Raw genomic sequence first — 24718 nt, 5'->3', positions numbered from 1 at the left:
TTACAATACTCCGCTTACTTGATATGCATTTTCCGTTTGTTTCTCAAACCAATGTATCTTTTCTCTAAAACGGACAACTTCTCCAATAACAATCATACTTGGATTTTGAATTCGTTCTTTTTTGGCAACATCTACAATTGTTCCTAACGTCGCTGTAACAGTACGCTGCATAGATGTCGTTCCCCACTCAATGATAGCGGCAGGTGTACTTTGATCTTTTCCATGTTTTATTAGTTGTTCACATATGTAAGGTAAATTACTAACCCCCATATAGACCGCTAATGTATCTACACCTTTCGCTAAACTTTCCCACTTCACTTCCTCTTCAGCCCCTTCTTTCCGGTGCCCTGTCACAACAGCAAAACTTGCACTTGCATCGCGATGCGTTACTGGAATTCCAGCATAAGCAGGAGCAGCTATACCAGCTGAAATACCAGGAATAATTTCAAATGGGATACTTTGCTTCGCTAACGCTTCAGCTTCTTCTCCACCTCTTCCAAATACAAATGGATCTCCGCCCTTAAGTCTCGTTACAACTTTTCCTTTTTTCGCATATTTAATAAGAAATGTGTTAATTGTCTCTTGCTTCATCGTGTGATAATTTGGGAGTTTCCCGCAATAAATTAAATCCGCTTCAGGCTTTGCATGAGAAAGCAATTCTTTATTTACGAGACGGTCGTACAATATAACATCAGCCTTCTCGATGCATCTCAACCCTTTAACAGTAATTAAATCCGGATCACCAGGACCCGCCCCGACAATATAAACCTTCCCCATAATCTCTCCTCATTTCTACTATAAAATGAAACTTCCACTCTTAATCACGAATGGAAGTTACTATTATTTCGTATTACATGTTCTCTACTCATGAATAACAAATGCCGCCCCTTTTCGAATCTTCTTTTTTTCAAACAAAGAAATCTCTTTCACTTCTGGTAACGGTAAAAAATGTTTTTCAAGCTCAATTTCCGCAAGCTTAAATGCCTGTTCTTCACTCTGAGCAACGACAACAATTGGAACAACACTATTCACTAATACAGCTTCAAATCGATATAAATCCATATTGTCCCTCCTAAGACGCTATTACTTCTTCTACTACTTGGTTTAGTATAATTTGTAATTCTTCCACTCCAATACGTCCGACGAAATCATAAAACGTTTCGGCTAGTAATTTATTCTTTTGGAAATAACTTAAAAAGGAAACGAGAACATCCGGCAAATCTTCTCCATCTATTTTCCCTTTTAATTTTTCGTTATATGCTCCTCCGTCTAATAGTGTTCCGCCCACATATATTTCAAACGCCTCAACGATTCCCTTTTCCTTCGTTTTCAGTTTCACTCCTTGCAAACCAATATCAGCAATTTGACGTTGACCACAGGAATTCGGGCATCCTACCATATGAATTCGAACTGGTACATCAAGTGCAATTTGTGTATCTAAGTACTCTGCTATTTTGCGTAATCTTTCTTTCGTTTCTACTAACGCAAGATTACAATACTCAATACCAGTACATGAAACCGCATGACCGATAAATGATTTCGGATTTGCAGAAATTGCTTCAAACAACGGTTCACTTAATAGCCCTTCAGTATTTTCTGGCGGAACATTCGGAATAATGAAGTTTTGAGAGTTACAAGTTCGAATTTGCCCGTTTCCATATTTCTTTGCAATTCTTGCAATCTCAAACATTTTCTCTGCGTTTAAACGCCCTACTGGTACATTAAAGCCGACATACTTTAATCCTGCTTGTTTTTGATCTTGAACGCCATAAAAGTATCCTGCATTCCAGCCTTTGAGAGCACTTTCCCCTTTACTTTGCAATAGGCCTGTGTATTCTACTAGTTTCTCTTTAAATTTCTCAGCGCCCCAGTCAGCGACAAGAAATTTCAAACGTGCTAAGTGGCGTTTTTCACGATATCCAAAATCACGGAATATAGTAGCAATTGCGATCGACACTGCCTTCACTTCTTCTGGTAAAACGAATACATCTAATTCTTCCGCTAAGTACGGACGAGCTGATAAGCCTCCGCCTACTTTTATATGAAAACCAACTTTTTTCTCACCATCTATTTCTTTCGTAGCAGGTGTAAATGCCACACAGTTAATCTCTGCATTTGCTGAATTATAAATGTTAGAACTAATAGACATTTTGAATTTACGTGGTAGATTAGAAAACTCTTCATTATGTTGGAAGTAATCGTATATTTCTTTAACAATCGATGTTGTATCAAATAGTTCATTCGCATCAATTCCAGCAAGTGGATTTCCTGTGATATTACGCGTAATATCACCGCATGCCCCCGCTGAAGATAAACCAACTCTAGCTAACCTCTTAAAAATATCCGGAATTTGCCCAATTTCTAACCAATGAAACTGAATCGCCTGTCTTGTCGTAATATCTAACACATCACGCCCATAATCTTCAGCAATGGAAGCCAGCACCTCTGCCTGCGCATTTGTAATAATTCCAGAAGGAATGTTGACACGCATCATAAAATAGCCCGCTTCTTTTGGCCTTTGCAAATACAATCCTGCCCATTTAAAAGCGTCCCACTCTTCTTTCGGAATAGATTTAAATCCATTCTCCGCATAGTAAGGAATATCATTAAAGATTTCTAATCCATCTTTTTCTAATTTCTTTTTCTCGGACGGATTCAATTTTTCATTATTTGCCCATACTTTTTCATAAGTCATTTTTAATCCCCCTATATAAAACTACGCTCTTGTAAGTATTTCACGATTTGTTCTGCACATTCTTCAATAGAATACTTGTGCGTTTCTACAATTAATTCTGCTTGTTTTGGTTCCTCATACGGTGAATCAACACCAGTAAACTCTTTAATATCACCTTTTCTCGCTTTTTTGTATAACCCTTTTGGATCACGTTTTTCACACTCTTCAATTGGACATTTTACAAACACTTCTATAAACTCATCTGCCGCTAATAAATCCCTAACTTGTTTTCGATCTACTTGAAATGGTGAAATGAACGCTGTAAGGACAACAGTACCTTGATCTACAAATAGCTTCGCCACTTCGCCAATACGTCTTATATTTTCCATACGATCACTTTCAGAAAAACCTAAGTCTTTATTTAAACCGTGCCGAATGTTATCCCCATCTAGCACATAATTTCCTATATTCTTTTCAAATAGTTTACGAGCAACCGCATTCGCTACTGTAGATTTACCCGAAGCTGATAAACCAGTAAACCAAACTACAAAACTGTGATGCCCATTCTTCACTCTTCTCTCATCTTTTGAAACAGAAGCTGTATGCCAAGTAATATTCGTATCCATCTCATTCTCTCCCTATTCTGTTACTACTTCTTTTTTCAAACCTTTAATTAGCACTTCCACTACTTCTTTACGACTAAATGTACTTGGCGGAATCTCACCATTCCTTAACATTTCTCGTACTTTCGTACCCGATAAAATGACACGGTCTTCTTTTCCATGCGGACATGTTTTCGTTGAAGCCATTGCTTCACATTTCGTGCAGTAAAAACTATGTTCAAAAAATAACGGCGTAATCCCTAACTCTTCTACTGTAAAATTCGTAAAGATTTCCTGCGCTTCATATGTTCCGTAATAGTCCCCTACCCCAGCATGATCACGCCCTACAATAAAGTGGGTACAACCAAAGTTCTTTCTTACTAGTGCATGAAATATCGCTTCCCTTGGTCCTGCGTAACGCATTGCTGCAGGAAATACACCTAAAAAGACACGATCTTTCGGATAATAGTTTTGAAGTAATACTTCATAGCTTTCCATCCTTACATCAGCAGGAATATCATCTGACTTCGTTTCCCCAACGAGCGGATTTAAAAAGAGACCATCTACAATTTCAAGGGCAGATTTTTGAATATGCTCATGGGCACGATGTACTGGGTTTCTCGTTTGAAATCCAACTACTGTTTTCCAACCGCGTTTTTTAAATTCTTCTCTCGTTTCAATTGGATCTAAATGATAAGAAGGAAACGGATTATTTCCAAAGCGTTTTGTAAGAATAATAGCTCCTCCAACGTAAACGTTTGGTCGTTCATATAATTTTTTCACCCCTGGATGTGCTTCATCCGTCGTTTTATATACAAGTAACGCTTCTTTTTCTTTATCGGGTACAAAAATATCTTCTATTTGAATAACACCATATACATTTCCGGCGTTGACAAGTTTTACTTCCTCTCCAGCCTGCAGTTTCTCGGCTACTTCTTCTGTTACCGGTAGTGTAATCGGTATACTCCATACGCTACCATTTGCTAAACGAAGCGTTTCTACTACTGAATCATAATCTCTCTTCCCTAAAAATCCTGTAAGAGGGCTATATCCTCCTGTCGCCAAAAGTTCTAAATCACTAAGTGCAATTTTGTCTATCTCGATTTCCTTTACAATGTTCGATATTTCATATGTTTCATCAATGCGGTTTACTAATTCATTTGTTGTACTCATCTTCTTATATCCCTTCTTAGCTTTATTTCAAAATCTATCTCATTGAAAGTGAAGGCCACATTCCGTCTTCATTTTCCCAGCCCATCTTCCATCTCTTGAGTTGCCACCATCACCTACAGGTAATGTACATTTCTCACACCCAATACTCGGATAGCCAACATCATGCAATGGGTTATACGGCAAACTATGTTTATATACATATCGCCAAACTTCTTTCCAAGTCCAATGAATGAGCGGACAAACTTTAATAGATTGAAAACGACGATCTTGATTTATAAACTGTGTATGCTTACGCGTTTCTGATTGTTCCCTTCTTAAGCCTGATATCCACGCTTTTTCCGCTGCTAATGATTTTTCTAACGGTAAAATTTTTCTAATACTACAGCAAAGATTCGGATTACTTTCCCATAACTTCTCTCCATGAAGCTTCGCTTGTTCATCGAGTGTAAGTTCTGGCTGTTTTTCTATAATATTTAATGAAGGAAATCTCTCGCGTACCTTCTTAATTAATTCGTACGTTTCTTGAAAATGAACATTTGTATCCAAAAATACAACTTTAGCAGATGGATTTACTTGGTTTATAAGATGCAATAAAACCATTCCCTCCACCCCAAAGCTACATGCATATACAATTTCATCTTTATATTCGTTATAAGCCCAACTTAATACTGATAGCGCGCCTTTCGTTTCATCTTCTTCAGAAAATGAAACACTATTTTCTTTCCACGTTTCGTACGTCAACATGTTTTTTCCCCCTGTAAAAGCAAAAAGACGGCTTTAACCTATTAAAAATAGATTAAAACCGCCTCTAGTTTTTCTAGTCAGCGCTTTTTACTTTAAACGAACCTTTTCACTTTTTTCTAATTGAATCACTTTTCCATCTTGCACAACAATTGTAATGGAACCATATTTCATATCAGCAAGCATCGCTTGAATTTTCTCAGATACTTCATCAAAATGCTCCCGTACGCTCACGCAAACAGCCCCCCTTTTTATTCATAAAAAAAATCTTTCCCATTTCGAAAAGACTGTTCGGTAATATATTTTACCTTATCTTTCAAAATGGATTCCATTTTGCTGGATTTAGCACCTTGCTTTCTATAAGCAGGTTGCCGAGCTTCGTAGGGCCAGTTCCCTCAGCTTCTCTTGATAAGCTTTGTATTTGTATTTTATCACAATTCTGATTTTTTTCAATCCTAGTTTTCCGATATATTTAATTATTTTTATTTTTTTAAAAGGAGCTGCCTTTACTAGACAACTCCTTCTTTCTCATTCACACCAGCTCTTTAATACGTATGCGATCGTTCCCAATGATATTTTCATATGTTTCACGTTCTACGACAATTTGTGACGTCCCGCCTTTTGCAAAGACGACAGCTGGTCTACGAATACGATTATAATTATTCGCCATCGAGTACCCATATGCCCCCGTGCAAGAAATTGCTAGTAAATCAGAAGAAACAACTTGCGGTAAGTTAATATCCCAAATCAGCATATCTCCACTTTCACAGCATTTCCCAGCAATCGAAACGAGTTCCTCATTCTCATCATTCCCTCGATTCGCCAACATCGCCTCATAACGGGCTCCGTATAGCGCTGGTCTTAAATTATCTGTCATTCCACCATCGACTGAAACATATTTCCGAATGCCAGGAATCTCTTTCACCGCTCCGACTGTATAAAGTGTTGTTCCAGCATCACCTACAATACTACGACCTGGTTCAATCCATATTTCTGGAAGCGGATATTCACATAATGTAAATTGTTCTCTTATCGTACTTGTTACAGCGTGCACATACGTTTCAAGTGTTAACGGTGTATCTGAATCCGTATAACGTATACCGAAACCTCCGCCCACATTTAATACTTTCATCACATAATGTGTTCGCTCTCTCACTTCTTCTAAAAATTGGCGGAGTACTTCAATTGCTCGAACAAATCCAGCCGTTTCAAATATTTGTGATCCGATGTGCGAGTGAATTCCTAGCACATTATAATTTGATTTTTGCAAGGCAAGCTCAATTGCTTGCATCGCTTGACCATTTGAAACACCAAATCCAAATTTTGAATCCTCTTGACCTGTTGTTATATATTCGTGTGTATGTGCCTCTACTCCAGGCGTTACACGAATTAATATGTTCACAAATTTCCCATGTTGCATTGCTAAATCATGTAAGATTTCTAATTCTAAGAAATTATCTACTACAAAACAACCGATATTCGCCTGAAGAGCCATAATCATTTCTTCTTCTGTTTTATTATTTCCGTGAAAATGAATACGCGATGCCGGAAAACCAGCTTGGAGCGCAGTATATAATTCTCCTCCTGAAACAACATCTAAAGACATATTCTCTTCACGAGCTACTCGGCACATCTCCATGCACAAGAACGCCTTGCTTGCATATGCTACTTGATAAGAGAAACCACTTTCTTTAAAAGCACGATGAAACGCGCGGCACTTTCCTCGAATAGACTCTTCATCGTATACATAAAGTGGTGTTCCGTATTGTTTTGCTAGCTGCGTCGTATCGCACCCACCAATTTCTAAGTGTCCTTGCCCATTGATTCGGCTTGTGCCGTGTAAATACATTTGAATTCCTCCCTTATTTCCTCTAAAACTCATAACCCCAATCTTCTATTCATTGCAGCACGCTTTTAGATAGACAAAAAACGCGCGGAACAATGTTCACACGCGTTTCTTATTAGGAAAAATATATATTGAAAAAATAAACGAGTTGTTATCTCCTCAAAATAAGAAACCGCATCAACATCTCCAAATAGCTCTTCATAAAATAAATTTTATGACAGTACTACATTTATTCAATGCAGTCCCAATATATGAATAAGATGGTTATTCTTATATTTCGGCAATAGTCCCTTTCAACCTATGATCACAGATTCCATTAAATCTCCCATAGCTTACTCTTTCCTATCGCGGCCTCTACCTTTGAGAGTAGATGAGGTAAGTCTATTTAATTTTCAAACATCTAATTGTTGCTATTAACAATACCAAAGGACCATTTTATTTGTCAAACAATTTTTTATATTGTTTTTTTACAGTTTAATTTTGTATCATTTGGTAAGCGCTTTACTGAAACCTTTGTCACTTCCCATTCGCCCTCTTCGTTATTAAATGTAACCGTTACCTTCTCAAATGGTGGAACAATTTTCCCACCAACCTGTTCATACTTCGTTACTTCAATACTCGCTTGAAATAAATATGTACCACTATACACTTTTTTTAAACTAATAATTTTAGGACATTGATAAGGCTTCAAGCTCCCATATTGTTTTTCAATTGCCTTATTTATTTTTGGAAATAAAACAGAATAAAGGGCATCTTCCATAAGGGGTGCATCATATTGTGCTACCGACACACTCGGTGAAGCAAAAAGTATAACACTACTGCATACTATAAAATATAATAATTTTCGCATTATAACCTCCGTTTTATTACTCGATTCTTTTTGCGCACGATAATTATCATACATAGAAACTCCGTTTTATTGTCTCCCACTGCCCTTTTTCTACTCAATTATTATAAAAAAGCCCACAACTCTCTTTTATTTTCGTATAATGATACTCATAGTATAATAAACATAATAACAAAGGACTGTTCGTATATATAAAATGAGGCGCTAATCAAACCGGCTCACAAGAACCGTCATGCTTTTAGGAGAGGAGTATATTATGCTACAAAATCTGTTTCCAAAACTGCGATTTGCACTAGTTGCAGTCGTTTTATTATGGATAAAAACATATATTGTGTACAAGCTAGCATTTGATATTAGAATTGATAACTTCTTTGAAGAGTTTATGCTTTTTATTAACCCACTAGCTTCGTTACTTTTATTTTTTGGTTTCGCTTTACTTGCATCTAAGTACCGAAACCGAATTATTATTGTAATTAGTTTTATACTGTCATTTATTTTATTTGGAAATGCAATGTTTTACGGGTTCTATAACGATTTTGTTACTTTCCCTGTTTTATTCCAAACAAATAATATGGCTGACTTAGGGACGAGTATAAAAGAACTCTTTACGTATAAAACATTACTTTTATTTGCAGACGCAATTATTTTAATGTTTATTTCGCGTAAATTCCCATCATTTGGTGATAAAACACCCCTTTCTCGCTCTGAGAAGCGAACTTTCTTTAGCGGCGTAACAGTATTATTAGCACTACAAATTGTTGTTTCAGTTATATATAAACCACAAATGTTCTCACGCTCGTTTGATCGTCAAACTGTCGTGAAAAATTTAGGGTTATACACATATCATCTATTTGATATTACACTTCAATCTAAGTCTTCAGCTGAGCGTGTATTTGCAAGTGGAGACGGGTTCTCTGAAATTAAAAACTATACAGACTCAAAAGATAAACAAGTTGATAAAAACTTATTTGGAGCTGCAAAGGGTAAAAATGTAATTTTAATTTCAATGGAATCTACACAAAGTTTTGTTATTAATAAAAAAATAAATGGAAAAGAGATTACTCCATTTTTAAATGAGTTTATTAAAGATAGTTTTTATTTCGATAACTTCTATCATCAAACGGGACAAGGTAAAACTTCTGATGCTGAATTTATCGTTGAAAATTCCCTTTATCCGTTAGACCGTGGTTCTGTATTCTTTACTCATGCAACAAATGAATACACTGCCACACCAGAACAATTAAAGAAATACGGATATTCTTCTGCTGTCTTCCATTCAAACGATAAAACGTTTTGGAATCGTGACGTAATGTATCCTGCGCTTGGATATGATCGTTACTTTAATTTAAATGATTACGTAGGAACGGAACAAATGTCTGTCGGTTGGGGATTAAAAGATAAAGAGTTCTTTGAGCAATCTATTCCAAAGTTAAAATCTTTACCACAACCGTTCTATACAAAATTTATTACGTTAACAAACCATTTTCCATTTCTTCTAAATCCAGAAGATCAATATGTTGATGAATTTAATTCCGAAAGTGGTGTTTTAAATCGCTACTTCCCAACCGTTCGTTACACGGATGAAGCTCTTAAATTATTTATTAAACAATTGAAAGACGAAGGACTATATGATAATTCCGTTATTGTCATTTATGGTGATCATTACGGCATTTCTGAAAACCATAATGCAGCTATGGCTCAGTTCCTTGGGAAAGACGCTATTACACCGTTTGATTCTATGCAATTACAACGCGTCCCTCTCATTATTCATGTGCCTGGCCAAGAAGGAAAAGTCATCTCTAAAGTATCTGGTCAAATTGATATTAAACCAACGTTACTTCATTTACTTGGTATTAAAACAAATCAATCCGTAGAATTTGGAACAGACTTATTTACGAAAGAAAAAGACCCTCTTATGGTAATGCGGGACGGCAGTTTTGTTTCGGAAGATTATGTTTATACAAAAAATATGTGCTATAAAAGAAGCACAGGTGAAGAAGCTGATTTAACACTATGTCAGCCTTATATTGAAAAAGCAAAAACAGAATTAAAATTATCCGACAAACTCATTTATGGAGATTTATTACGCTTTGATCCTAACAATCGATATAAAACCGGAACGATGACAACGAAATTTGAATAGTGTAGGAAGCAACTTTACAAAAGTTGCTTCCTTTTTTTACTTATTTTTCAAATTTCTCTTCTATACAATCTTTCACAAATTGGGAATTTTTTTCGTCTGAGAAAGAAATTTATGGTATGATAAAATAAGTAAACTTTCATACACTAATTAAGAATTTATAACAGAAAGCAAGGGATCAGATTTTGTATAGAGCAGCTATTCCAAACTTATTTACGCTCGGGAATTTATATAGCGGATTTTTGTCAATCGGCTATGCATCTTTAGGATATTATAAATCAGCTGCTATTTTAGTACTGATCGGGATGATGTTAGATAGTCTTGATGGTCGTGTCGCTCGTTTATTACGCGTTGATTCACAAATGGGAAAAGAGCTTGATTCACTCGCGGATGTTGTAACATTTGGCGCAGCACCTGCTGTTTTAATGTATTACACATCTTTTTCCAACTACGGAATCATTGGACTATACATAGCGGGATTATTCCCTCTGTTCGGAGCATATCGCTTAGCACGATTTAATGTAACACCATCTTCTACTTCTATGAAATATTTCACTGGAGTTCCGATTACTGCAGCAGGAGGGCTTGTTGCTTTCTTAACATTATTTTCACATACCATTCCAAAAATCGTTCTCATTACCGTATTCGTAACGTTCGCATTTTTAATGGTGAGCCGTGTTCGTATCCCAAGTTTAAAAGATGTACCAATTCCACGATATAGCATAATTATTACACTATTTTTAGTTGGAATTATTATCACAATGTACCAAACAAGTTTTGGCAACATTTCTGTTTTCTTATTCATTGCCATTCCACTATACATTTTGTATATGTTATCTCAATTTATTAGACAAAGACCTTCTAAAAAAGCGAATAAAGAAAAATAAAAAAACCTTCCGTATTTCGGAAGGTTTCTTTATTATTTTGTAACTAATACTTTTTGATTTACAGGTGTTACAGGTTCTTCACCATTTAATACAGCTAAAATATTTCTTACTGCCATTTCAGCCATTGCATCACGTGTTTCGAATGTTGCATTTCCTACGTGAGGAGCAAGTACTACATTCTTTAATCCTTTTAGCTCTTCTGTAATTTTCGGTTCAAATTCAAATACGTCAAGAGCTGCACCTTCAATTTCATTCGTTTTTAGTGCATGAGCAAGTGCTGATTCATTCATAATTGGTCCACGTGAAGCATTTATAATATATGCTGTTTTCTTCATCATTTTAAACTGTTCTTCATCAATCATATGATGTAATTTCGGATTATAAGCACAGTTAATTGTAATAAAGTCCGCTGTTTGTAATAATTCTTCCAACGTTACGTATGTCGCTTCCAGTTCACTTTCAGCTTCAGGCTTTCGATTTGGTCCTGTATATAAAACATTCATTCCAAATGCTCTCGCACGCTTTGCAACTGCCTTCCCGATTTCTCCAAGGCCAATAATTCCGATTGTCTTACCGTGTACTTCGCGGCCCAAGAAAAATAACGGTGCCCATCCGTTAAATCCAGTTGTACGACATAACGTATCACCTTCAGGAATTCTACGTGCAGCTGCTAAAAGAAGTGCAAATGTTAATTCTGCTGTCGCTTCAGTTGATACTTTCGGTGTATTCGTTACCGCAATTCCTTTTTCTCCTGCATATGTGTAATCAATATTATCGTAACCAGCACCATAATTTGCGATAATTTTCAAGCTTGGTGCTGCGTCAATAACCTCTTTCGATACCTTCGTAGAAAGTAAGCTTAAAAGTGCATCTTTATCTTTTACACGTTCTGCTAACTCTTCTACACTAATTAATTCTTCTTTATTGTACATTTCTACATCATGATTTTTCAATAATTCTAATCCGATTTCTGGAATTTTCCCTGCTACTAATATTTTCGCCACTACTAACACCTCTTCTATACAAAATATGATATCTCTTATATTTCATTGTAAGAAATCTACATATAAAAACCAAGGAATTTGATTATAGTTTTGAAAATCGACACTTTTCCATAAAAAAAGAGGAGATGCAACTCTCCCCTCTTTTTACGCTTTTTCTTGCGATTCTTTCCCAAGCTTCGCATCGATTGTTCCTTCTGCAACTGTATCGCTAATTTGTTCCTCAATAACTGAGTTAGCAGTATTATTTGTTTCAGAAGTATAGGCTTGATCTGCCGCTTGTACGTTTTGTTTATTTTGTTGTTTCACCATTTTTCATCCTCCTTTTCATTCTTTCTTATTTTGAACAAAAAGGGTGATTTTCATCAAAAAATCGTGTTTCGTTTTGAAATTATTCCTTCTTCTTCAAGCAATCTCATCGTTCTTACTCGTTTCGTAAATGTAGCTATGTGAGAAATATCATGATTGCGTAATGTCTTTATATTCTCTTCCACATACTTTCCTAAATCATTCGGATAATGGGCATCTGAGGATAGAGTAATCGGAACTCCATGCTTAGCTAATACTTGTAAATAAAGCGGACTTGGGCACATTTCGCGCACAGGATATCGATAGTACAATCCCGCATTTATTTCTGTTGCTGTATTTGTTTCCACTAACGCACGAGCAATTTCCTTATAATAAGAAAGCTGTTCATTCTCATCCAATCGATAATTAAATACTTTTATGTTATCGAGGTGAGCTATAATATCAAAAAGCTCGGAACGAACAGCACTTTCAACTGTAGCGAAAAACGTGTGATATAAAGTATGTAACTCATGCGTACCAAAATACTCTTTCGTATCTGGATTATCAAATCCCCATCCATCTATAAAATGGACCGAACCGATTACATAATCAAAGTCTCCTAATGCTAGTAAACCTTTTAACTCTTGTTCACCCCCGATAAAATAATCCGCTTCAATTCCAAGTTTGAGCGTTATCCCTCGTTTACTCCATCGCTCTTTTGCCACTTCAATCGCCTTTGTAAAATCATAAATAGACGTTACTCTTACTTGATCTAACCATTCTTTTTGCAGGCGACCAAGCTTAGAATCACTAATATCTACATACTTTTCATAATATCCTTTCGCTTCATGAAAACGATATAAATGATCGACAATACCAACTTCTTTTATACCTTTTCGCACAGCTTCTTCTAAATATAAATCAATCCATTTCGCTGTAAATGGACCTTCCTTCACACGTCTTTGCAGGCGTTCTTGTGTTTTCATAAGCCATTCCATAGAATATTTTTCTTCTTTAAGCGGTTCAAAATATTGTAGCGCATCATTTATTTTAGCTAGCCACCCTATTGAATATGGTCCTTCTTCTAAATGAATGTGATAGTCCACTTTCATCCATATTCCCCCTTATAATGTATCTATTTCTCTTCTGTCCCCTACTCGCGAAAGCTTTCCATTTCTTTCTTTCACTTCTTGCATGACATCTTCTAATGGAATATTTTTTTCGGCTAATAGAACAAAACAGTGATAGAACACATCAACCATTTCTTTTACTATTTCTTCTTTATCATTATTTTTAGACGCAATAATTACTTCGGTGCACTCCTCACCAATTTTCTTTAAAATTTTATCTTCACCTTTTGAAAATAAATAATTCGTATATGATTCAGAGAGTGGATTTTTCTTTCGTTCTTCAATTGTTTCAAATAATAACTTAAGGATATCTTCCATATGTATCCCCCTATATAATTTTGTAGTGAAAACACGTTTTTTCTCCCGTATGGCAAGCAGGCCCTACTTGCTTTACGACAACAACGATTGCATCTTGATCACAGTCTAAATAAAGTGATTGCACATATTGGACATTTCCCGATGTACCTCCTTTATTCCATAACGATTGTCTCGAACGGGAATAAAACCATGTTCTTTTCGTTTCCAGCGTCTTGTCATACGCTTCTTCATTCATATAAGCTAACATTAAAACTTCTTTCGTATCTTCCTCGATAACAACAGCTGGTATCAATCCTTTTGCAAAATTAGGTTTCATAACCGCACCTCAACGTTTGCTTCTCTTAATTTTCTCTTTACATCTTGTACAGTCGCTTCACCATAATGAAAGATTGATGCCGCTAATGCTGCATCAACTGTTGTCTTTTGAAATACTTCTATAATGTGATCCACATGACCACATCCACCTGATGCGATTACTGGAACAGAAACGCTGTTTGAAATTGCTCCTGTTAAACGAAGATCATATCCGTTTTTCGTTCCATCTGCATCCATACTCGTCAACAAAATTTCTCCTGCCCCGAGCTTAACAACGCGCTTCGCCCATTCGATTGCATCCATTCCCGTATTAAGTCTTCCGCCATTTACGTATACATTCCATTTATCTTCTGCTACTTTTCTAGCATCAATTGCTACGACAATACATTGTGAGCCAAAATGTTCCGCACCTTCCTGGATTAACTTCGGATTTCTCACTGCCGCTGAGTTTATTGAAACTTTATCTGCTCCAGCTCTTAGTAAATTGTACATATCTTTAACACTTGAAATCCCCCCGCCAACTGTAAGAGGAATAAACACCTTTGAGGCTGTTTGTTCTACAACATCTATAATCGTTTTTCGCCCTTCATGCGTCGCAGTAATGTCTAAAAATACGATTTCATCTGCTCCCGCATCATTATATAATGCGGCTATTTCAACAGGATTACCGACGTCTTGTAACCCTATAAAATTCACACCCTTTACTACCCGCCCTTCTTTCACATCTAGACATGGAATAATTCGTTTTGCTAACATAGTTTTGTTACCTGTAACACTTTTTCTAAATCAATCGTTTTCTCGTAAAGTGCCTTCCCAATAATGACGCCATATATGTTCATATCATTTAATCTTTTCACATCTTGAATAGATGCGACACCTCCAGATGCAATCACACGAATACCCACGCTTTTTTGCAGTAACTCTAATTGCTCAAAATTTGGTCCTGCAAGTGTCCCATCTTTTGAAATGTCCGTAAACACAATCGTTTGAACACCTACACTTTCCATTTGCTTCGCTAAATCGATGTACGAAATTTCAGACACATCTAACCAGCCCCTCGTTGCTACGAAACCTTTTTTCGCATCAATTCCAACTATGATTTGCTCCTTATATAGACGAACCGCTTCTTCTAAAAATGATTTATCGTAAAGGGCAGCCGTTCCTAATATCACTTTTTCTACACCTACTGACAACAACTTCTCCACTGCCGCGAGTGACCGAACTCCTCCTCCAATTTGCACCGGAATACGTACCGCCTTGCATATTTTTTCAATGACAGGTAAATTTACTGACTCCCCAACAATTGCTCCATCTAAATCAACAACGTGTAGTATTTTCGCTCCAAGTTTTTCAAATATGATTGCTTGTGCGACTGGATCTTCATTCATCACCGTTTCTTTACTAAACTCTCCTTGATAAAGCCTGACGCATCGTCCTTCTTTTACATCGATAGCTGGGAAGATTTCCATGCTTCTACCACCCCTTTGAAATTTTTCAACATTCGCATCCCAATTTCCCCACTTTTTTCAGGATGAAACTGTGCGCCAAATATATTTCCTTTTGCTACAAAACCAGGTACTTTCACACCATATTCACTTGCCCCATACACAATTTCATTCGGACAATCTGCATAATAAGAGTGGACATAATATACGAAAGAACCGTCCTCTACTCCATTCCAAAGCGATATTTCTCCTTCTTTTTTTAATTCATTCCACCCCATATGTGGAATTTTATAAGGAACTTTTAACTTTCGAATAACACCTGGCAATAAATTTAATCCGTTACAATTTTGTAGTTCCTCACTTTTCTCAAATAAAAGCTGCATTCCTAAGCAAATACCCAGAAGCGGTTTTCCTAAGCTCCCAACTTCTTTTAGCACACATACTAAATCTTTTTCTTCTAAAACGCCCATCGCTTTCGGAAATGTGCCTACTCCTGGTAAAATAACTCCATCACTTCTCAATATTTCTTTTTTATCATCCGTTATGATGTACTCTGTTCCAATATATTTTAATGCTTGTTCCACACTACGAATATTTCCCATTCCATAATCTATAATTGCAATCAATTACAACATCCCTTTCGTTGAATTTACACCATTAATATTGGCATTTTTATCGACTGCCTCTCTAAGCGCTCGACCGAACGCTTTAAATAAAGCTTCAATTTTGTGATGTGTATTGCTTCCGTATAAAATGCGAGCATGTAACGTAATATTTGCAGCATGAGCAACTGCTCTAAAAAATTCTTCCGTTAATTCTGTGTCAAAATCCCCTAGCTTCGGATTTGTTAATTCACCTTGAAATACAATATATGAGCGCCCGCTTATATCAATCGCGACAAATCCTAAAGATTCATCCATCGGTACATACGCTGAGCCGTAACGGTTAATCCCCTCTTTATTTTGCAATGATTCTTTCAAGCAAGTTCCGAGTACAATTCCAACATCTTCAACCGTATGATGAGCATCAACGAATACATCACCTTCAGCTTCAATTTGCAAACCAAATCTTCCGTGTCTAGCAAATAAAGTTAGCATATGATCAAAAAATCCAACTCCCGTTTGCACAGAAACATTCGTACTTTCATCAAGTTGCAAACTTAATTTAATTTTTGTTTCCGTCGTCTCACGTACTTGACTAGACTCGCGCATTATTCTTCCTCCTTAAACCTAATTTGGATTGCTCTTGCATGTGCATGTAAACCTTCTTTATTTGCAAGTTCTACAATATGATGCTGTACACTTCTTAACGCTTCTTCCGTATACGAAACGAAGCTTGATTTTTTTACGAAATCATCGACGGATAACGGAGAAAAAAATCTTGCCGTTCCACTTGTCGGTAATACGTGATTCGGCCCCGCCAAATAATCTCCGAGCGGTTCAGGTGCATATGGGCCAAGAAAAATTGATCCTGCATGCTTTACATAAGCTAGAGCATTCATTGGCTCTTTTATGTGTAACTCTAAATGTTCTGGAGCGATTTCATTTGATAAATGAAACGCCTCTTCTAAAGAAGGGACAATAAAAATTGCTCCATTTCTTTTTATGGATTCACGAGCGATTTCACTTCTAGGCAACGTCTCTAGCTGCCTTTCTATTTCTCTTTCTACTTCTTTAGCAAGCTTTATATTTGTTGTAATACAAATAGCTGTTGCCCTCTCGTCATGTTCTGCCTGTGATAATAAATCAGCAGCAATATATTCGGCATTTCCTGTTTCATCTGCGATAACTACAATTTCTGATGGTCCAGCAATCATATCGATATTGACTATCCCATATACTTCTCGCTTCGCTAGAGCAACATATAAATTTCCAGGTCCAACTATTTTATCTACTTTAGGAATCGATTCCGTTCCATATGCTAGAGCAGCAATTGCTTGAGCACCACCGGCCATATAAATTTCGTCTACACCTGCAAGACTTGCAGCAGCTAAAATATGCGGATCAATTCCTCCTTGCCTCGGCGGTGTTACCATTACAATTTTTTTCACTCCTGCGAGTTTTGCTGGCAATACATTCATTAATACTGATGAAGGATACGAGGCAGTCCCGCCCGGCACATATACACCTACATTTTCTAACGGACGAATAAGCTGCCCTCTAATTACCCCTTCACTCACGCAATCAAACATAGATTGTCTTTTTTGCTTTTCGTGATACGAGATAATATTTTTCTTCGCCTCTTTTAACGCTTCTAAAAAAGCTTGTTCTACAAACTTACTTGCTTGTTTTATTTCTTCCTCACTTACACGAAAATCTTTTGTCTCTACACCATCAAACTTTTTTGTATAGAACGATAAAGCCTCATCTTTACTCTCCCTTACGTTTTGAACAATTTCACTTACACTTTTTTGAACAGTTTCTTCTATTATATTAGCGCTTTCTCGTAGCGATTTTATTTTCGATAAAGCCTCTTGGAAATCTTCAAAAACTATCTCCATTTAAAATCCCCCTATTTCCCTGACAAAATTTCTTGTTCCATCATATTTATAATACAGAATATTTCGTCTTTTTTAGTTTTCAATGCAGCCTTATTCACAATCATTCGAGCTGATATAGAGCACATTTCCTCAAATACAATTAACCCGTTTTCTTGTAATGTTTTTCCTGTTTCAACAATATCAACAATTGCATCTGCCAAACCTAGAAGTGGAGCAATCTCTACAGATCCTTCTATTTTAATAATTTCTACATCCTCCCCTTTATCATGAAAATATGTAGAAGTAATGTGCGGATATTTCGTAGCAATTCGTTTTTTTCGATAACTCTTCGGATTATACGTAGGAATAGAAGCGACACAAAATTTACACACGCCCACTCCTAAATCGACCATCTCATATATATCTTTCTCAAATTCCATTAATATATCTTTTCCAACGACTCCAATATCAGCTACGCCATGTTCTACATAAGTAGCAACATCTACCGCTTTCACTAAAATAAATGAAATGTTTGTGTTTTTACTTTTAAACACAAGTTTTCTTCCTTTATCTTTGAGCTCTGAACAATCAATTCCAATTTTTTCAAACAGTGGAATAACATGCTTTTCTAATCTTCCTTTCGTTAACGCAATTTGAATGTTACGCATGAAGCCTCCCCTTCTTTCTGGATGATCCATTTCTCTCTCCATACATATTCCACTAGTGACTCACTCTTCGCCTCAACGACTGTCATTATTTTATTCTTGTTTGCAAATTGAAAAGTATCGTTTAAATTAGAGAATAAAGATAACTGGGCATTCTTCCCGTCCTTTTGAAGTAAATTTCGTAACCTTTCCGCTTCTGCTAATCTATTTAACTCATAATGAATCATAATATCTATTCTCTTTCGTTTATATGGTTCTTGCTGCTCTTGAAGTGCCTTAACTATTTGATTTACTTGCACCGCGAGCCCAACCGCTGGCATCATCTCTCCAAAATTTCCAATTAACTCATCATATCTTCCGCCACTAACAATCTCTTCTCCAATTTCATATATATACCCTTTGAAAATAACACCCGTATAATAATCCAAATGTTGAACCATACCTAAATCAATTGATATGTAAGAGCCATATCCTAACTGTTCAATTGTTTCATATATTTCTTTCACTCTCGCAATGGCCATTTTCATTTCATTACTTGAGGCGAGTTTTTCTGCTTCCTCAACAACATCTAAACTCCCGAATAACCTTGGTAGTTTCTCAAGTAACCTTACTGTTTCATCACATCGATTTAATTTCTTTTCTTCTATAAAGTGTGAGAGTGCGGCATAATTTTTACTTTCAATATACGTTCTAAGTAACTTCTCTTCTTCATCATTAATGGGGAGCTTTTTTACGATACATTTATATAACTGCACTTGCCCAATCTCAATTGTGAAAGATTGCACCTTTAATTTTTGAAGTGCTTGAATTACGCTTATCACACATTCAATTTCGGCCCTTACATTTTCAATCCCGATAATTTCAATACCACTTTGCACTATTTCATTATATTTCCCAGTAAGGGACTCATTCGCCCGAAATACATTCCCGCTATAAGTTACTTTAAGAGGAATATCCCCTCTCTGTGTTCCAATTACTCTTGCTAAAGGAATTGTCATATCTGGGCGTAAAACGATAATCCGTCCTTTTTCATCGAAAAATTTATACATCTTTTCTTCATCTATCGGCCTGTTTTGAAATGCAAAAACATCATAAAATTCAATTGTAGGTGTCCTTATTTCTTCATAACCTCTCTCTAAAAAGGTCCGTCTTAATTTTTGTTCCACTTCTTCAATTAACGTACATTCTTCGAATAAGTAATCTCTCGTTCCATTCGGATTTGCCCGTTTCCACTTTGTCATCTGAATTCACACACCCTTCCCTCTTTAATTTATGCCCATTCCATCCACCCAAACCGAAAATAAAAAGAGCCTTGTAGACAAAATACCTACAAGGCTCTTTAGTAGAGTGTAGGTACAACGGGAATAACCCTTGTGCCTACACGTTTTCACGTTAGGTTCAAGGGTTTCATGTATGATGATGTAGTTTTGTAAGCATTTTAATAGATTGCACGATATTCATAATACTTACTCCCTTTCTCCTCTGATTTTTTACATATTATATAACAGTTAATTCTGAATGTAAATACATTTTGAATATTCTACTTTCAGTTAATGTGAAGCTACTTTTCTTTCATACTCTTCAATTTCTTGTTCATATTGCATTGTAATGCTGATTTCATCTAGACCATTTAATAATTTTTCTTTCCACATTTTCTCGATTGTAAAATGAAACCTGTGCGTATTCGTAATAATTACTTCATTCTCTAAATCAACTTCCATTTGATCTCTCGCATTCGTTTTGGCAAGTTGTTCACGCATCTCTTTATCCATTACAATCGGTAACATACCATTCTTCATACAATTCATATAAAAAATATCTGCAAATCCTCCGGCGATAATAACGCGGAAACCATAATCCGCAAGCGCCCATGGAGCATGTTCTCTTGAAGAACCACATCCAAAATTATCACCTGTAATTAATATACTTGCTCCTTTTCGTTCTTGTGCATTAAGGGGGAAATTAGGATTTTCATGGCGCTCATTATCGTAACGCCACTCATCAAATAAATATTTTCCAAATCCCGTCCTTTCAATTCTCTTCAAATATTGCTTCGGAATAATTTGATCTGTATCAATGTTATCATTCATAAGTACTGCGGCAGTACCTTTATGAATATGAAATGGTTCCATCGTAACTCTCCTTTCTAATATCAACAAAATGACCATATAACGCAGCTGCTGCAGCCATAGCTGGACTTACTAAATGTGTTCGTGCTCCTTTCCCTTGCCTTCCTTCAAAATTACGATTTGAAGTAGAAGCACAATGTTCTCCTTCAGGTACTTGATCTGGATTCATCCCAAGACACATTGAACATCCAGGCTCTCTCCATTCAAATCCCGCTTCTTCAAATATGCGATGTAAGCCTTTTTGCATCGCCCGCTCTCTCACACTTTTTGATCCTGGTACAACGAGTGCTCGCACACCTTCTTTTACCTTTTTCCCTTTTACAACAGATGCAGCAATTTCTAAGTCAGATAAACGTGAATTTGTACAAGAACCAATGAAGACGTGCTTAACAGGAATTTCAAACGTACTTTGCCCAGGGCTCAATCCCATATATGAAAATGCTCTCTCATCATTTTCGTTATGCTTCTCTGGTAATTTTTCATCAATAGGAACACCCATACTAGGATTTGTTCCCCAAGTGACATACGGTGCTAAATCCGTAACATCTACCGAAATATGTAAATCATAAATTGCATCTGAATCTGTATAAAGCTCCGACCATTTTCCCGTAAACGTTTCATAGTCTTTCGGTGCATATTCACGCCCTTTTACATAAGAAAATGTTTTCTCATCTGGTGCAATGATGCCAGCTTTCGCTCCCCCTTCAATTGCCATATTGCAAAGTGTCATTCTCTCTTCCATACCCATATCACGAATCGTCTCTCCGTAGAATTCCATTACATGCCCCGTTCCAACCGCTACACCGTACTTTGAGAGAAGATGCAAAATAATATCCTTTGCATAAACGCCTTTCGGTAACTTTCCTTTTAATTCAATCCCCATCGCTTTCGGTTTTCGTTGCCACAACGTTTGAGTTGCTAATACATGTTCTACTTCACTCGTACCAATACCAAACGCTAAAGCACCGAAAGCACCGTGGGTTGCTGTATGGCTATCACCGCATACAATCGTTTTCCCCGGTTGTGTGAGCCCAAGTTCTGGTCCTATAACGTGAACGATTCCTTGCTCTTCATCACCAATATCGGCTAATCGCACCTTAAATTGTTTACAATTGTCACGAAGTGTATCCAATTGCTGCTTCGCAATGCGATCGGTAATATTCCAAACATCTTTCGTTGGAATATTATGATCCATCGTTGCAAACGTTAATTCCGGTCTCCGAACAGTTCGATTTGCAAGCCGCAAGCCTTCAAAGGCTTGCGGTGACGTTACTTCATGAACGAGATGAAGATCGATATATAATAAATCCAATCCATTTTCATTCGTTACAACTACATGTCTTTCCCAAAGCTTATCTAGTAACCTTTTCCCCATTATCTTCCTCTCCCTACTAGTGCCTGCTCTTCCATTTCTTGAATAACTGCCCTCGTAAATGAAGTTGTCGTCTCATTCCCCCCAATATCAGCTGTACATTTCCCAGATTGAAGAACTGCAGAAATTGCCTCTTCAATCGCATACCCTTCTCTCGTTAATCCAAATGATTGCCCAAGCATCATCGCTACTGAACGCATCATCGCAATTGGATTCGCTTTATTTTTACCTGCAATATCTGGCGCTGATCCGTGAATAGGCTCATATAAAGACGGCCCGTTTTCCGCATGGCTCGCTGATGGAAGCATTCCTAATGACCCTGCTAATACAGAAGCCTCGTCGCTCAAAATATCACCAAATAAATTTTCTGTTACGATAACGTCAAATCTCCTTGGGTTTCGAATTAACTCCATAGCAGCTGCATCTACTAAAATGTGCTCTAATTCAACATTAGGATAACGAAGAGCTACTTCTTCCGTAACAGCTCTCCACAATTTACTAGATTCTAAAACATTCGCTTTATCAATAGAGGTTACTTTTTTCTCTCTCTTACTCGCTAATTGAAAAGCATACGACACGATACGTTCAATTTCATGACGATGGTACGTAAGTGTATCAGTTGCCGATTCTTCCGTTCTTTCTTTCGGATAAGAGAAATAAATACCGCCTGTTAGTTCACGAACGACAACGAAGTCAATTTCATCTGCGTTTTTTAATGGCGATAAATGTGCAGTTGCGCTTTCTACTGTTACAGGACGAACGTTCGCAAATACACCAAGTCCTTTTCTTAAAGCTAATAATCCTTTCTCTGGCCTTTCTTTCGCATCATCCCAACGCGGTCCACCAACCGCTCCAAGTAAAACCGCATCACTCGCTAAACAAGCGGCAAGTGTTCGCTGTGGTAATGGTTGCCCATTTAAATCGATAGCCGCTCCGCCAAAGTACTCATCTTGTAAATGAAAGTGATGTCCATATAGCCTCTCTACCATATGCAATACTTCCTTCGCGCTTTCCATAATTTCCGGACCAACACCATCACCCGCTAAACAAACGATACGTTTTTCCAATTAAAACACTCCTTTTTATCTGAATTTTCAGAAATATATTTCGATAAGTAAGGGACGATCCCCTCACTTATCAAACAGTTACTTCACAAGAGTAATAAAAGATTTTAATTTTCCGGCCGCATGAACATACGCTCTCGCCGATGCTTCTAATACGTCTTGCGCAACACCAAAACCTGATACTTGATGAGTTCCTTCTTTTAATTCAACATGAACATGTGCAAGTGCATCTTGACCTTGCGTTATAGATTGTATGCGATAATCCGCTAAGTCACATTCTAATCCTAAAATTCTTTGAATTGCATTATAGATCGCTTCAATACTTCCAGAACCAGTTGCTGCATCTTCGTACATATTTCCTTCCTCATCTTTTAGTACAACCGTTGCACACTGTGTACTATTTGATACGAAATGTACTTGCAATTGAGTAATGCTATATTGCTGGGCCGCAAATGCTGCTTCACCAAGCATAAGCGCACGTAAATCTTCTTCTGTAATTTCTTTTTTACGGTCAGCCAAGTTTTTAAATGCTTCAAACACCACATCTCGTTCTTCTTTTGTAAACTCATAACCAAGTTCTTTCATTTTTTCAGTAAACGCATGGCGCCCGGAATGCTTTCCTAATACAAATAAATTTTGTGACTCTCCAATCAGTGATGGTTCAATAATTTCATACGTCGTTACTTCTTTTAATACACCGTCTTGATGAATACCTGATTCGTGAGCAAAAGCATTTGCTCCAACAATCGCCTTATTTTTCGGTACAACCATACCCGTTAACCGACTTACTAACGTACTCGTCGCTTTAATTTCTTTTAATGTCATAGAGGATTCTGCTTCATAGAAATCTTTTCTAATATGGAGAGCAACCGCGACTTCTTCTAGCGCCGCATTCCCCGCTCTTTCTCCAATTCCATTAATCGTTCCTTCTACTTGTAACGCTCCGCCTTCAACCGCAGCTAACGAATTCGCTACTGCCATCCCAAGATCATCGTGACAATGACAAGAGAAAATTGCTTTTTCATACGACGGAACGGATTCTTGTAAGTATTTAAAAAGAGAATAATATTCTTCTGGATTCGTATATCCAACTGTATCAGGAATATTGATTACATTCGCTCCTGCGCGAATCGCGACTTCTACTGCTTCAGCTAAAAATGCTCTCGATGTTCTTGTTGCATCTTCTGCTGAAAATTGAACTGTTGGAAATAGTGATTTCCCGAGCGTAACCGAGCGATGTATGCTATCTAATACATCTTCTTTTGACATACAAAGCTTATATTTCATATGAATGTCACTCGTAGCTAAAAATACGTGTAAACGAGGAGAGACAGCGCCTTTCACAGCTTCATAGGCTCTTCGAATATCACTTTCTTTCGCTCTAGCTAAACTCATAACCGTAGCATTTTGAATGGTATTTGCGATACGTTTTACCGATTGAAAATCACCTTCAGAAGCTGCTGCGAATCCAGCTTCCATTACATTAATACCAAGTCTCTCTAGTTGCCTCGCAATCTGTAATTTCTCTTGTTCATTTAAATTAACTCCTGGTGATTGTTCGCCATCACGTAGCGTCGTATCCATGAACAAAATTTGCTTCAT

Annotated in this window: 27 protein-coding genes and 2 riboswitches; of the genes, 2 read left to right on the top strand and 25 right to left on the bottom strand. The window is 37.0% G+C overall.

The window, feature by feature from the left end; translation table 11 throughout:
- The 9 genes from cobA to NSS97_RS07525 all read right to left on the bottom strand — a co-directional run bounded on the left by cobA (position 1) and on the right by NSS97_RS07525 (position 7886).
- Entirely contained in the window at positions 1 to 777 is a 777-nt protein-coding gene (cobA, locus tag NSS97_RS07565) for a uroporphyrinogen-III C-methyltransferase (protein WP_002030683.1), read from the bottom strand.
- Positions 778 to 861: 84 nt separating this feature from the next.
- Positions 862 to 1062, bottom strand: coding sequence for a DUF3906 family protein (locus NSS97_RS07560; protein WP_044437964.1), 201 nt, complete (start codon positions 1060 to 1062; stop codon positions 862 to 864).
- A 10-nt stretch (positions 1063 to 1072) separates the two neighbouring features.
- A complete protein-coding gene (locus NSS97_RS07555) occupies positions 1073 to 2695 on the bottom strand; it encodes a ferredoxin--nitrite reductase (protein ID WP_107886960.1) in 1623 nt (540 codons plus the stop codon).
- Between the two features lie 11 nt (positions 2696 to 2706).
- Entirely contained in the window at positions 2707 to 3300 is a 594-nt protein-coding gene (gene cysC / locus NSS97_RS07550; RefSeq protein WP_107886961.1) for an adenylyl-sulfate kinase, read from the bottom strand.
- A 12-nt stretch (positions 3301 to 3312) separates the two neighbouring features.
- Positions 3313 to 4449 (bottom strand): sulfate adenylyltransferase, encoded by a 1137-nt coding sequence (gene sat / locus NSS97_RS07545; protein ID WP_044437961.1) that lies wholly within the window; start codon positions 4447 to 4449, stop codon positions 3313 to 3315.
- Positions 4450 to 4488: 39 nt separating this feature from the next.
- Positions 4489 to 5193, bottom strand: a complete 705-nt coding sequence (locus NSS97_RS07540) for a phosphoadenylyl-sulfate reductase (protein WP_002011694.1) — start codon at positions 5191 to 5193, stop codon at positions 4489 to 4491.
- Between the two features lie 87 nt (positions 5194 to 5280).
- Entirely contained in the window at positions 5281 to 5424 is a 144-nt protein-coding gene (locus NSS97_RS07535) for a YezD family protein (RefSeq protein WP_000116159.1), read from the bottom strand.
- Between the two features lie 72 nt (positions 5425 to 5496).
- Positions 5497 to 5605: riboswitch (SAM riboswitch) on the bottom strand.
- A 117-nt stretch (positions 5606 to 5722) separates the two neighbouring features.
- On the bottom strand, positions 5723 to 7039 hold the full coding sequence (lysA, locus tag NSS97_RS07530) for a diaminopimelate decarboxylase (protein ID WP_107886963.1): 1317 nt from the start codon (positions 7037 to 7039) through the stop codon (positions 5723 to 5725).
- 180 nt (positions 7040 to 7219) lie between these two features.
- Positions 7220 to 7401, bottom strand: a riboswitch (Lysine riboswitch).
- 89 nt (positions 7402 to 7490) lie between these two features.
- Positions 7491 to 7886, bottom strand: a complete 396-nt coding sequence (locus NSS97_RS07525) for a DUF3888 domain-containing protein (RefSeq protein WP_176280957.1) — start codon at positions 7884 to 7886, stop codon at positions 7491 to 7493.
- A gap of 253 nt (positions 7887 to 8139) precedes the next feature.
- On the opposite strand from NSS97_RS07525, the gene NSS97_RS07520 reads away from it, so the two are divergent.
- The gene (locus tag NSS97_RS07520) at positions 8140 to 10026 is read left to right on the top strand and encodes an LTA synthase family protein (protein WP_002086724.1); all 1887 of its coding nucleotides are present in this window, start codon (positions 8140 to 8142) and stop codon (positions 10024 to 10026) included.
- 182 nt (positions 10027 to 10208) lie between these two features.
- Positions 10209 to 10910: a CDP-diacylglycerol--serine O-phosphatidyltransferase gene (gene pssA / locus NSS97_RS07515; RefSeq protein WP_002011698.1), complete on the top strand. Its 702-nt coding sequence runs from the start codon at positions 10209 to 10211 to the stop codon at positions 10908 to 10910.
- A gap of 32 nt (positions 10911 to 10942) precedes the next feature.
- On the opposite strand, the gene NSS97_RS07510 is transcribed toward pssA, so the two are convergent.
- The 16 genes from NSS97_RS07510 to leuA form a co-directional block, all read right to left on the bottom strand.
- Positions 10943 to 11923, bottom strand: coding sequence for a 2-hydroxyacid dehydrogenase family protein (locus NSS97_RS07510; RefSeq protein ID WP_080784391.1), 981 nt, complete (start codon positions 11921 to 11923; stop codon positions 10943 to 10945).
- Positions 11924 to 12058: 135 nt separating this feature from the next.
- Positions 12059 to 12223, bottom strand: a complete 165-nt coding sequence (locus NSS97_RS07505) for a YozQ family protein (RefSeq protein ID WP_002011700.1) — start codon at positions 12221 to 12223, stop codon at positions 12059 to 12061.
- Between the two features lie 53 nt (positions 12224 to 12276).
- Complete coding sequence (locus NSS97_RS07500; RefSeq protein ID WP_044437956.1) at positions 12277 to 13311, bottom strand: histidinol phosphate phosphatase domain-containing protein; 1035 nt, start codon at positions 13309 to 13311, stop codon at positions 12277 to 12279.
- 12 nt (positions 13312 to 13323) lie between these two features.
- Positions 13324 to 13647 carry a phosphoribosyl-ATP diphosphatase gene (gene hisE / locus NSS97_RS07495; protein WP_002011702.1) on the bottom strand — a complete coding sequence of 108 codons (324 nt, stop codon included), beginning with the start codon at positions 13645 to 13647 and terminating at the stop codon, positions 13324 to 13326.
- Positions 13648 to 13657: 10 nt separating this feature from the next.
- Positions 13658 to 13963, bottom strand: a complete 306-nt coding sequence (gene hisI / locus NSS97_RS07490) for a phosphoribosyl-AMP cyclohydrolase (protein WP_002086731.1) — start codon at positions 13961 to 13963, stop codon at positions 13658 to 13660.
- A complete protein-coding gene (gene hisF / locus NSS97_RS07485) occupies positions 13960 to 14718 on the bottom strand; it encodes an imidazole glycerol phosphate synthase subunit HisF (protein ID WP_044437955.1) in 759 nt (252 codons plus the stop codon). Before hisF ends, hisI begins: the two co-directional genes overlap by 4 nt.
- The gene (gene hisA, locus NSS97_RS07480) at positions 14712 to 15431 is read right to left on the bottom strand and encodes a 1-(5-phosphoribosyl)-5-[(5-phosphoribosylamino)methylideneamino]imidazole-4-carboxamide isomerase (RefSeq protein ID WP_044437953.1); all 720 of its coding nucleotides are present in this window, start codon (positions 15429 to 15431) and stop codon (positions 14712 to 14714) included. Before hisA ends, hisF begins: the two co-directional genes overlap by 7 nt.
- Positions 15404 to 16033, bottom strand: a complete 630-nt coding sequence (hisH, locus tag NSS97_RS07475) for an imidazole glycerol phosphate synthase subunit HisH (RefSeq protein ID WP_002168816.1) — start codon at positions 16031 to 16033, stop codon at positions 15404 to 15406. Before hisH ends, hisA begins: the two co-directional genes overlap by 28 nt.
- Positions 16034 to 16618, bottom strand: coding sequence for an imidazoleglycerol-phosphate dehydratase HisB (gene hisB, locus NSS97_RS07470; RefSeq protein ID WP_002030662.1), 585 nt, complete (start codon positions 16616 to 16618; stop codon positions 16034 to 16036).
- Positions 16618 to 17907, bottom strand: a complete 1290-nt coding sequence (hisD, locus tag NSS97_RS07465; RefSeq protein WP_044437950.1) for a histidinol dehydrogenase — start codon at positions 17905 to 17907, stop codon at positions 16618 to 16620. Before hisD ends, hisB begins: the two co-directional genes overlap by 1 nt.
- 11 nt (positions 17908 to 17918) lie before the next feature.
- Positions 17919 to 18554 carry an ATP phosphoribosyltransferase gene (gene hisG / locus NSS97_RS07460; RefSeq protein WP_033708301.1) on the bottom strand — a complete coding sequence of 212 codons (636 nt, stop codon included), beginning with the start codon at positions 18552 to 18554 and terminating at the stop codon, positions 17919 to 17921.
- Positions 18530 to 19792, bottom strand: coding sequence for an ATP phosphoribosyltransferase regulatory subunit (locus NSS97_RS07455; protein ID WP_002140970.1), 1263 nt, complete (start codon positions 19790 to 19792; stop codon positions 18530 to 18532). The genes hisG and NSS97_RS07455 overlap by 25 nt, the downstream gene beginning before the upstream one ends.
- Positions 19793 to 20101: 309 nt before the next feature.
- A complete protein-coding gene (gene leuD / locus NSS97_RS07450) occupies positions 20102 to 20683 on the bottom strand; it encodes a 3-isopropylmalate dehydratase small subunit (RefSeq protein WP_002126281.1) in 582 nt (193 codons plus the stop codon).
- Positions 20661 to 22055 (bottom strand): 3-isopropylmalate dehydratase large subunit, encoded by a 1395-nt coding sequence (leuC, locus tag NSS97_RS07445; RefSeq protein WP_002011716.1) that lies wholly within the window; start codon positions 22053 to 22055, stop codon positions 20661 to 20663. Before leuC ends, leuD begins: the two co-directional genes overlap by 23 nt.
- Complete coding sequence (gene leuB, locus NSS97_RS07440; RefSeq protein WP_002011718.1) at positions 22055 to 23119, bottom strand: 3-isopropylmalate dehydrogenase; 1065 nt, start codon at positions 23117 to 23119, stop codon at positions 22055 to 22057. Before leuB ends, leuC begins: the two co-directional genes overlap by 1 nt.
- A gap of 78 nt (positions 23120 to 23197) precedes the next feature.
- Positions 23198 to 24718, bottom strand: coding sequence for a 2-isopropylmalate synthase (leuA, locus tag NSS97_RS07435; protein WP_002064438.1), 1521 nt, complete (start codon positions 24716 to 24718; stop codon positions 23198 to 23200).

Origin of the sequence: Bacillus sp. FSL R12-0074 (genome assembly GCF_038005725.1) — a bacterium.
Lineage (GTDB): Bacteria > Bacillota > Bacilli > Bacillales > Bacillaceae_G > Bacillus_A > Bacillus_A mycoides.
Note: the sequence above shows the minus strand (reverse complement) of the source record. Positions and strands in the feature narration are given on the sequence as shown.

Bases quoted from the DNA above. Each gene is read 5' to 3' on its own strand.
- cobA (WP_002030683.1), bottom strand. From the start codon at position 777: ATGGGGAAGGTTTATATTGTCGGGGCGGGTCCTGGTGATCCGGATTTA.
- NSS97_RS07560 (WP_044437964.1), bottom strand. From the start codon at position 1,062: ATGGATTTATATCGATTTGAAGCTGTATTAGTGAATAGTGTTGTTCCA.
- NSS97_RS07555 (WP_107886960.1), bottom strand. From the start codon at position 2,695: ATGACTTATGAAAAAGTATGGGCAAATAATGAAAAATTGAATCCGTCC.
- cysC (WP_107886961.1), bottom strand. From the start codon at position 3,300: ATGGATACGAATATTACTTGGCATACAGCTTCTGTTTCAAAAGATGAG.
- sat (WP_044437961.1), bottom strand. From the start codon at position 4,449: ATGAGTACAACAAATGAATTAGTAAACCGCATTGATGAAACATATGAA.
- NSS97_RS07540 (WP_002011694.1), bottom strand. From the start codon at position 5,193: ATGTTGACGTACGAAACGTGGAAAGAAAATAGTGTTTCATTTTCTGAA.
- lysA (WP_107886963.1), bottom strand. From the start codon at position 7,039: ATGTATTTACACGGCACAAGCCGAATCAATGGGCAAGGACACTTAGAA.
- NSS97_RS07525 (WP_176280957.1), bottom strand. From the start codon at position 7,886: ATGCGAAAATTATTATATTTTATAGTATGCAGTAGTGTTATACTTTTT.
- NSS97_RS07520 (WP_002086724.1), top strand. From the start codon at position 8,140: ATGCTACAAAATCTGTTTCCAAAACTGCGATTTGCACTAGTTGCAGTC.
- NSS97_RS07505 (WP_002011700.1), bottom strand. From the start codon at position 12,223: ATGGTGAAACAACAAAATAAACAAAACGTACAAGCGGCAGATCAAGCC.
- NSS97_RS07500 (WP_044437956.1), bottom strand. From the start codon at position 13,311: ATGAAAGTGGACTATCACATTCATTTAGAAGAAGGACCATATTCAATA.
- hisE (WP_002011702.1), bottom strand. From the start codon at position 13,647: ATGGAAGATATCCTTAAGTTATTATTTGAAACAATTGAAGAACGAAAG.
- hisI (WP_002086731.1), bottom strand. From the start codon at position 13,963: ATGAAACCTAATTTTGCAAAAGGATTGATACCAGCTGTTGTTATCGAG.
- hisF (WP_044437955.1), bottom strand. From the start codon at position 14,718: ATGTTAGCAAAACGAATTATTCCATGTCTAGATGTGAAAGAAGGGCGG.
- hisA (WP_044437953.1), bottom strand. From the start codon at position 15,431: ATGGAAATCTTCCCAGCTATCGATGTAAAAGAAGGACGATGCGTCAGG.
- hisB (WP_002030662.1), bottom strand. From the start codon at position 16,618: ATGCGCGAGTCTAGTCAAGTACGTGAGACGACGGAAACAAAAATTAAA.
- hisD (WP_044437950.1), bottom strand. From the start codon at position 17,907: ATGGAGATAGTTTTTGAAGATTTCCAAGAGGCTTTATCGAAAATAAAA.
- hisG (WP_033708301.1), bottom strand. From the start codon at position 18,554: ATGCGTAACATTCAAATTGCGTTAACGAAAGGAAGATTAGAAAAGCAT.
- NSS97_RS07455 (WP_002140970.1), bottom strand. From the start codon at position 19,792: ATGACAAAGTGGAAACGGGCAAATCCGAATGGAACGAGAGATTACTTA.
- leuD (WP_002126281.1), bottom strand. From the start codon at position 20,683: ATGGAACCATTTCATATTCATAAAGGTACTGCCGCAGTACTTATGAAT.
- leuC (WP_002011716.1), bottom strand. From the start codon at position 22,055: ATGGGGAAAAGGTTACTAGATAAGCTTTGGGAAAGACATGTAGTTGTA.
- leuA (WP_002064438.1), bottom strand. From the start codon at position 24,718: ATGAAGCAAATTTTGTTCATGGATACGACGCTACGTGATGGCGAACAA.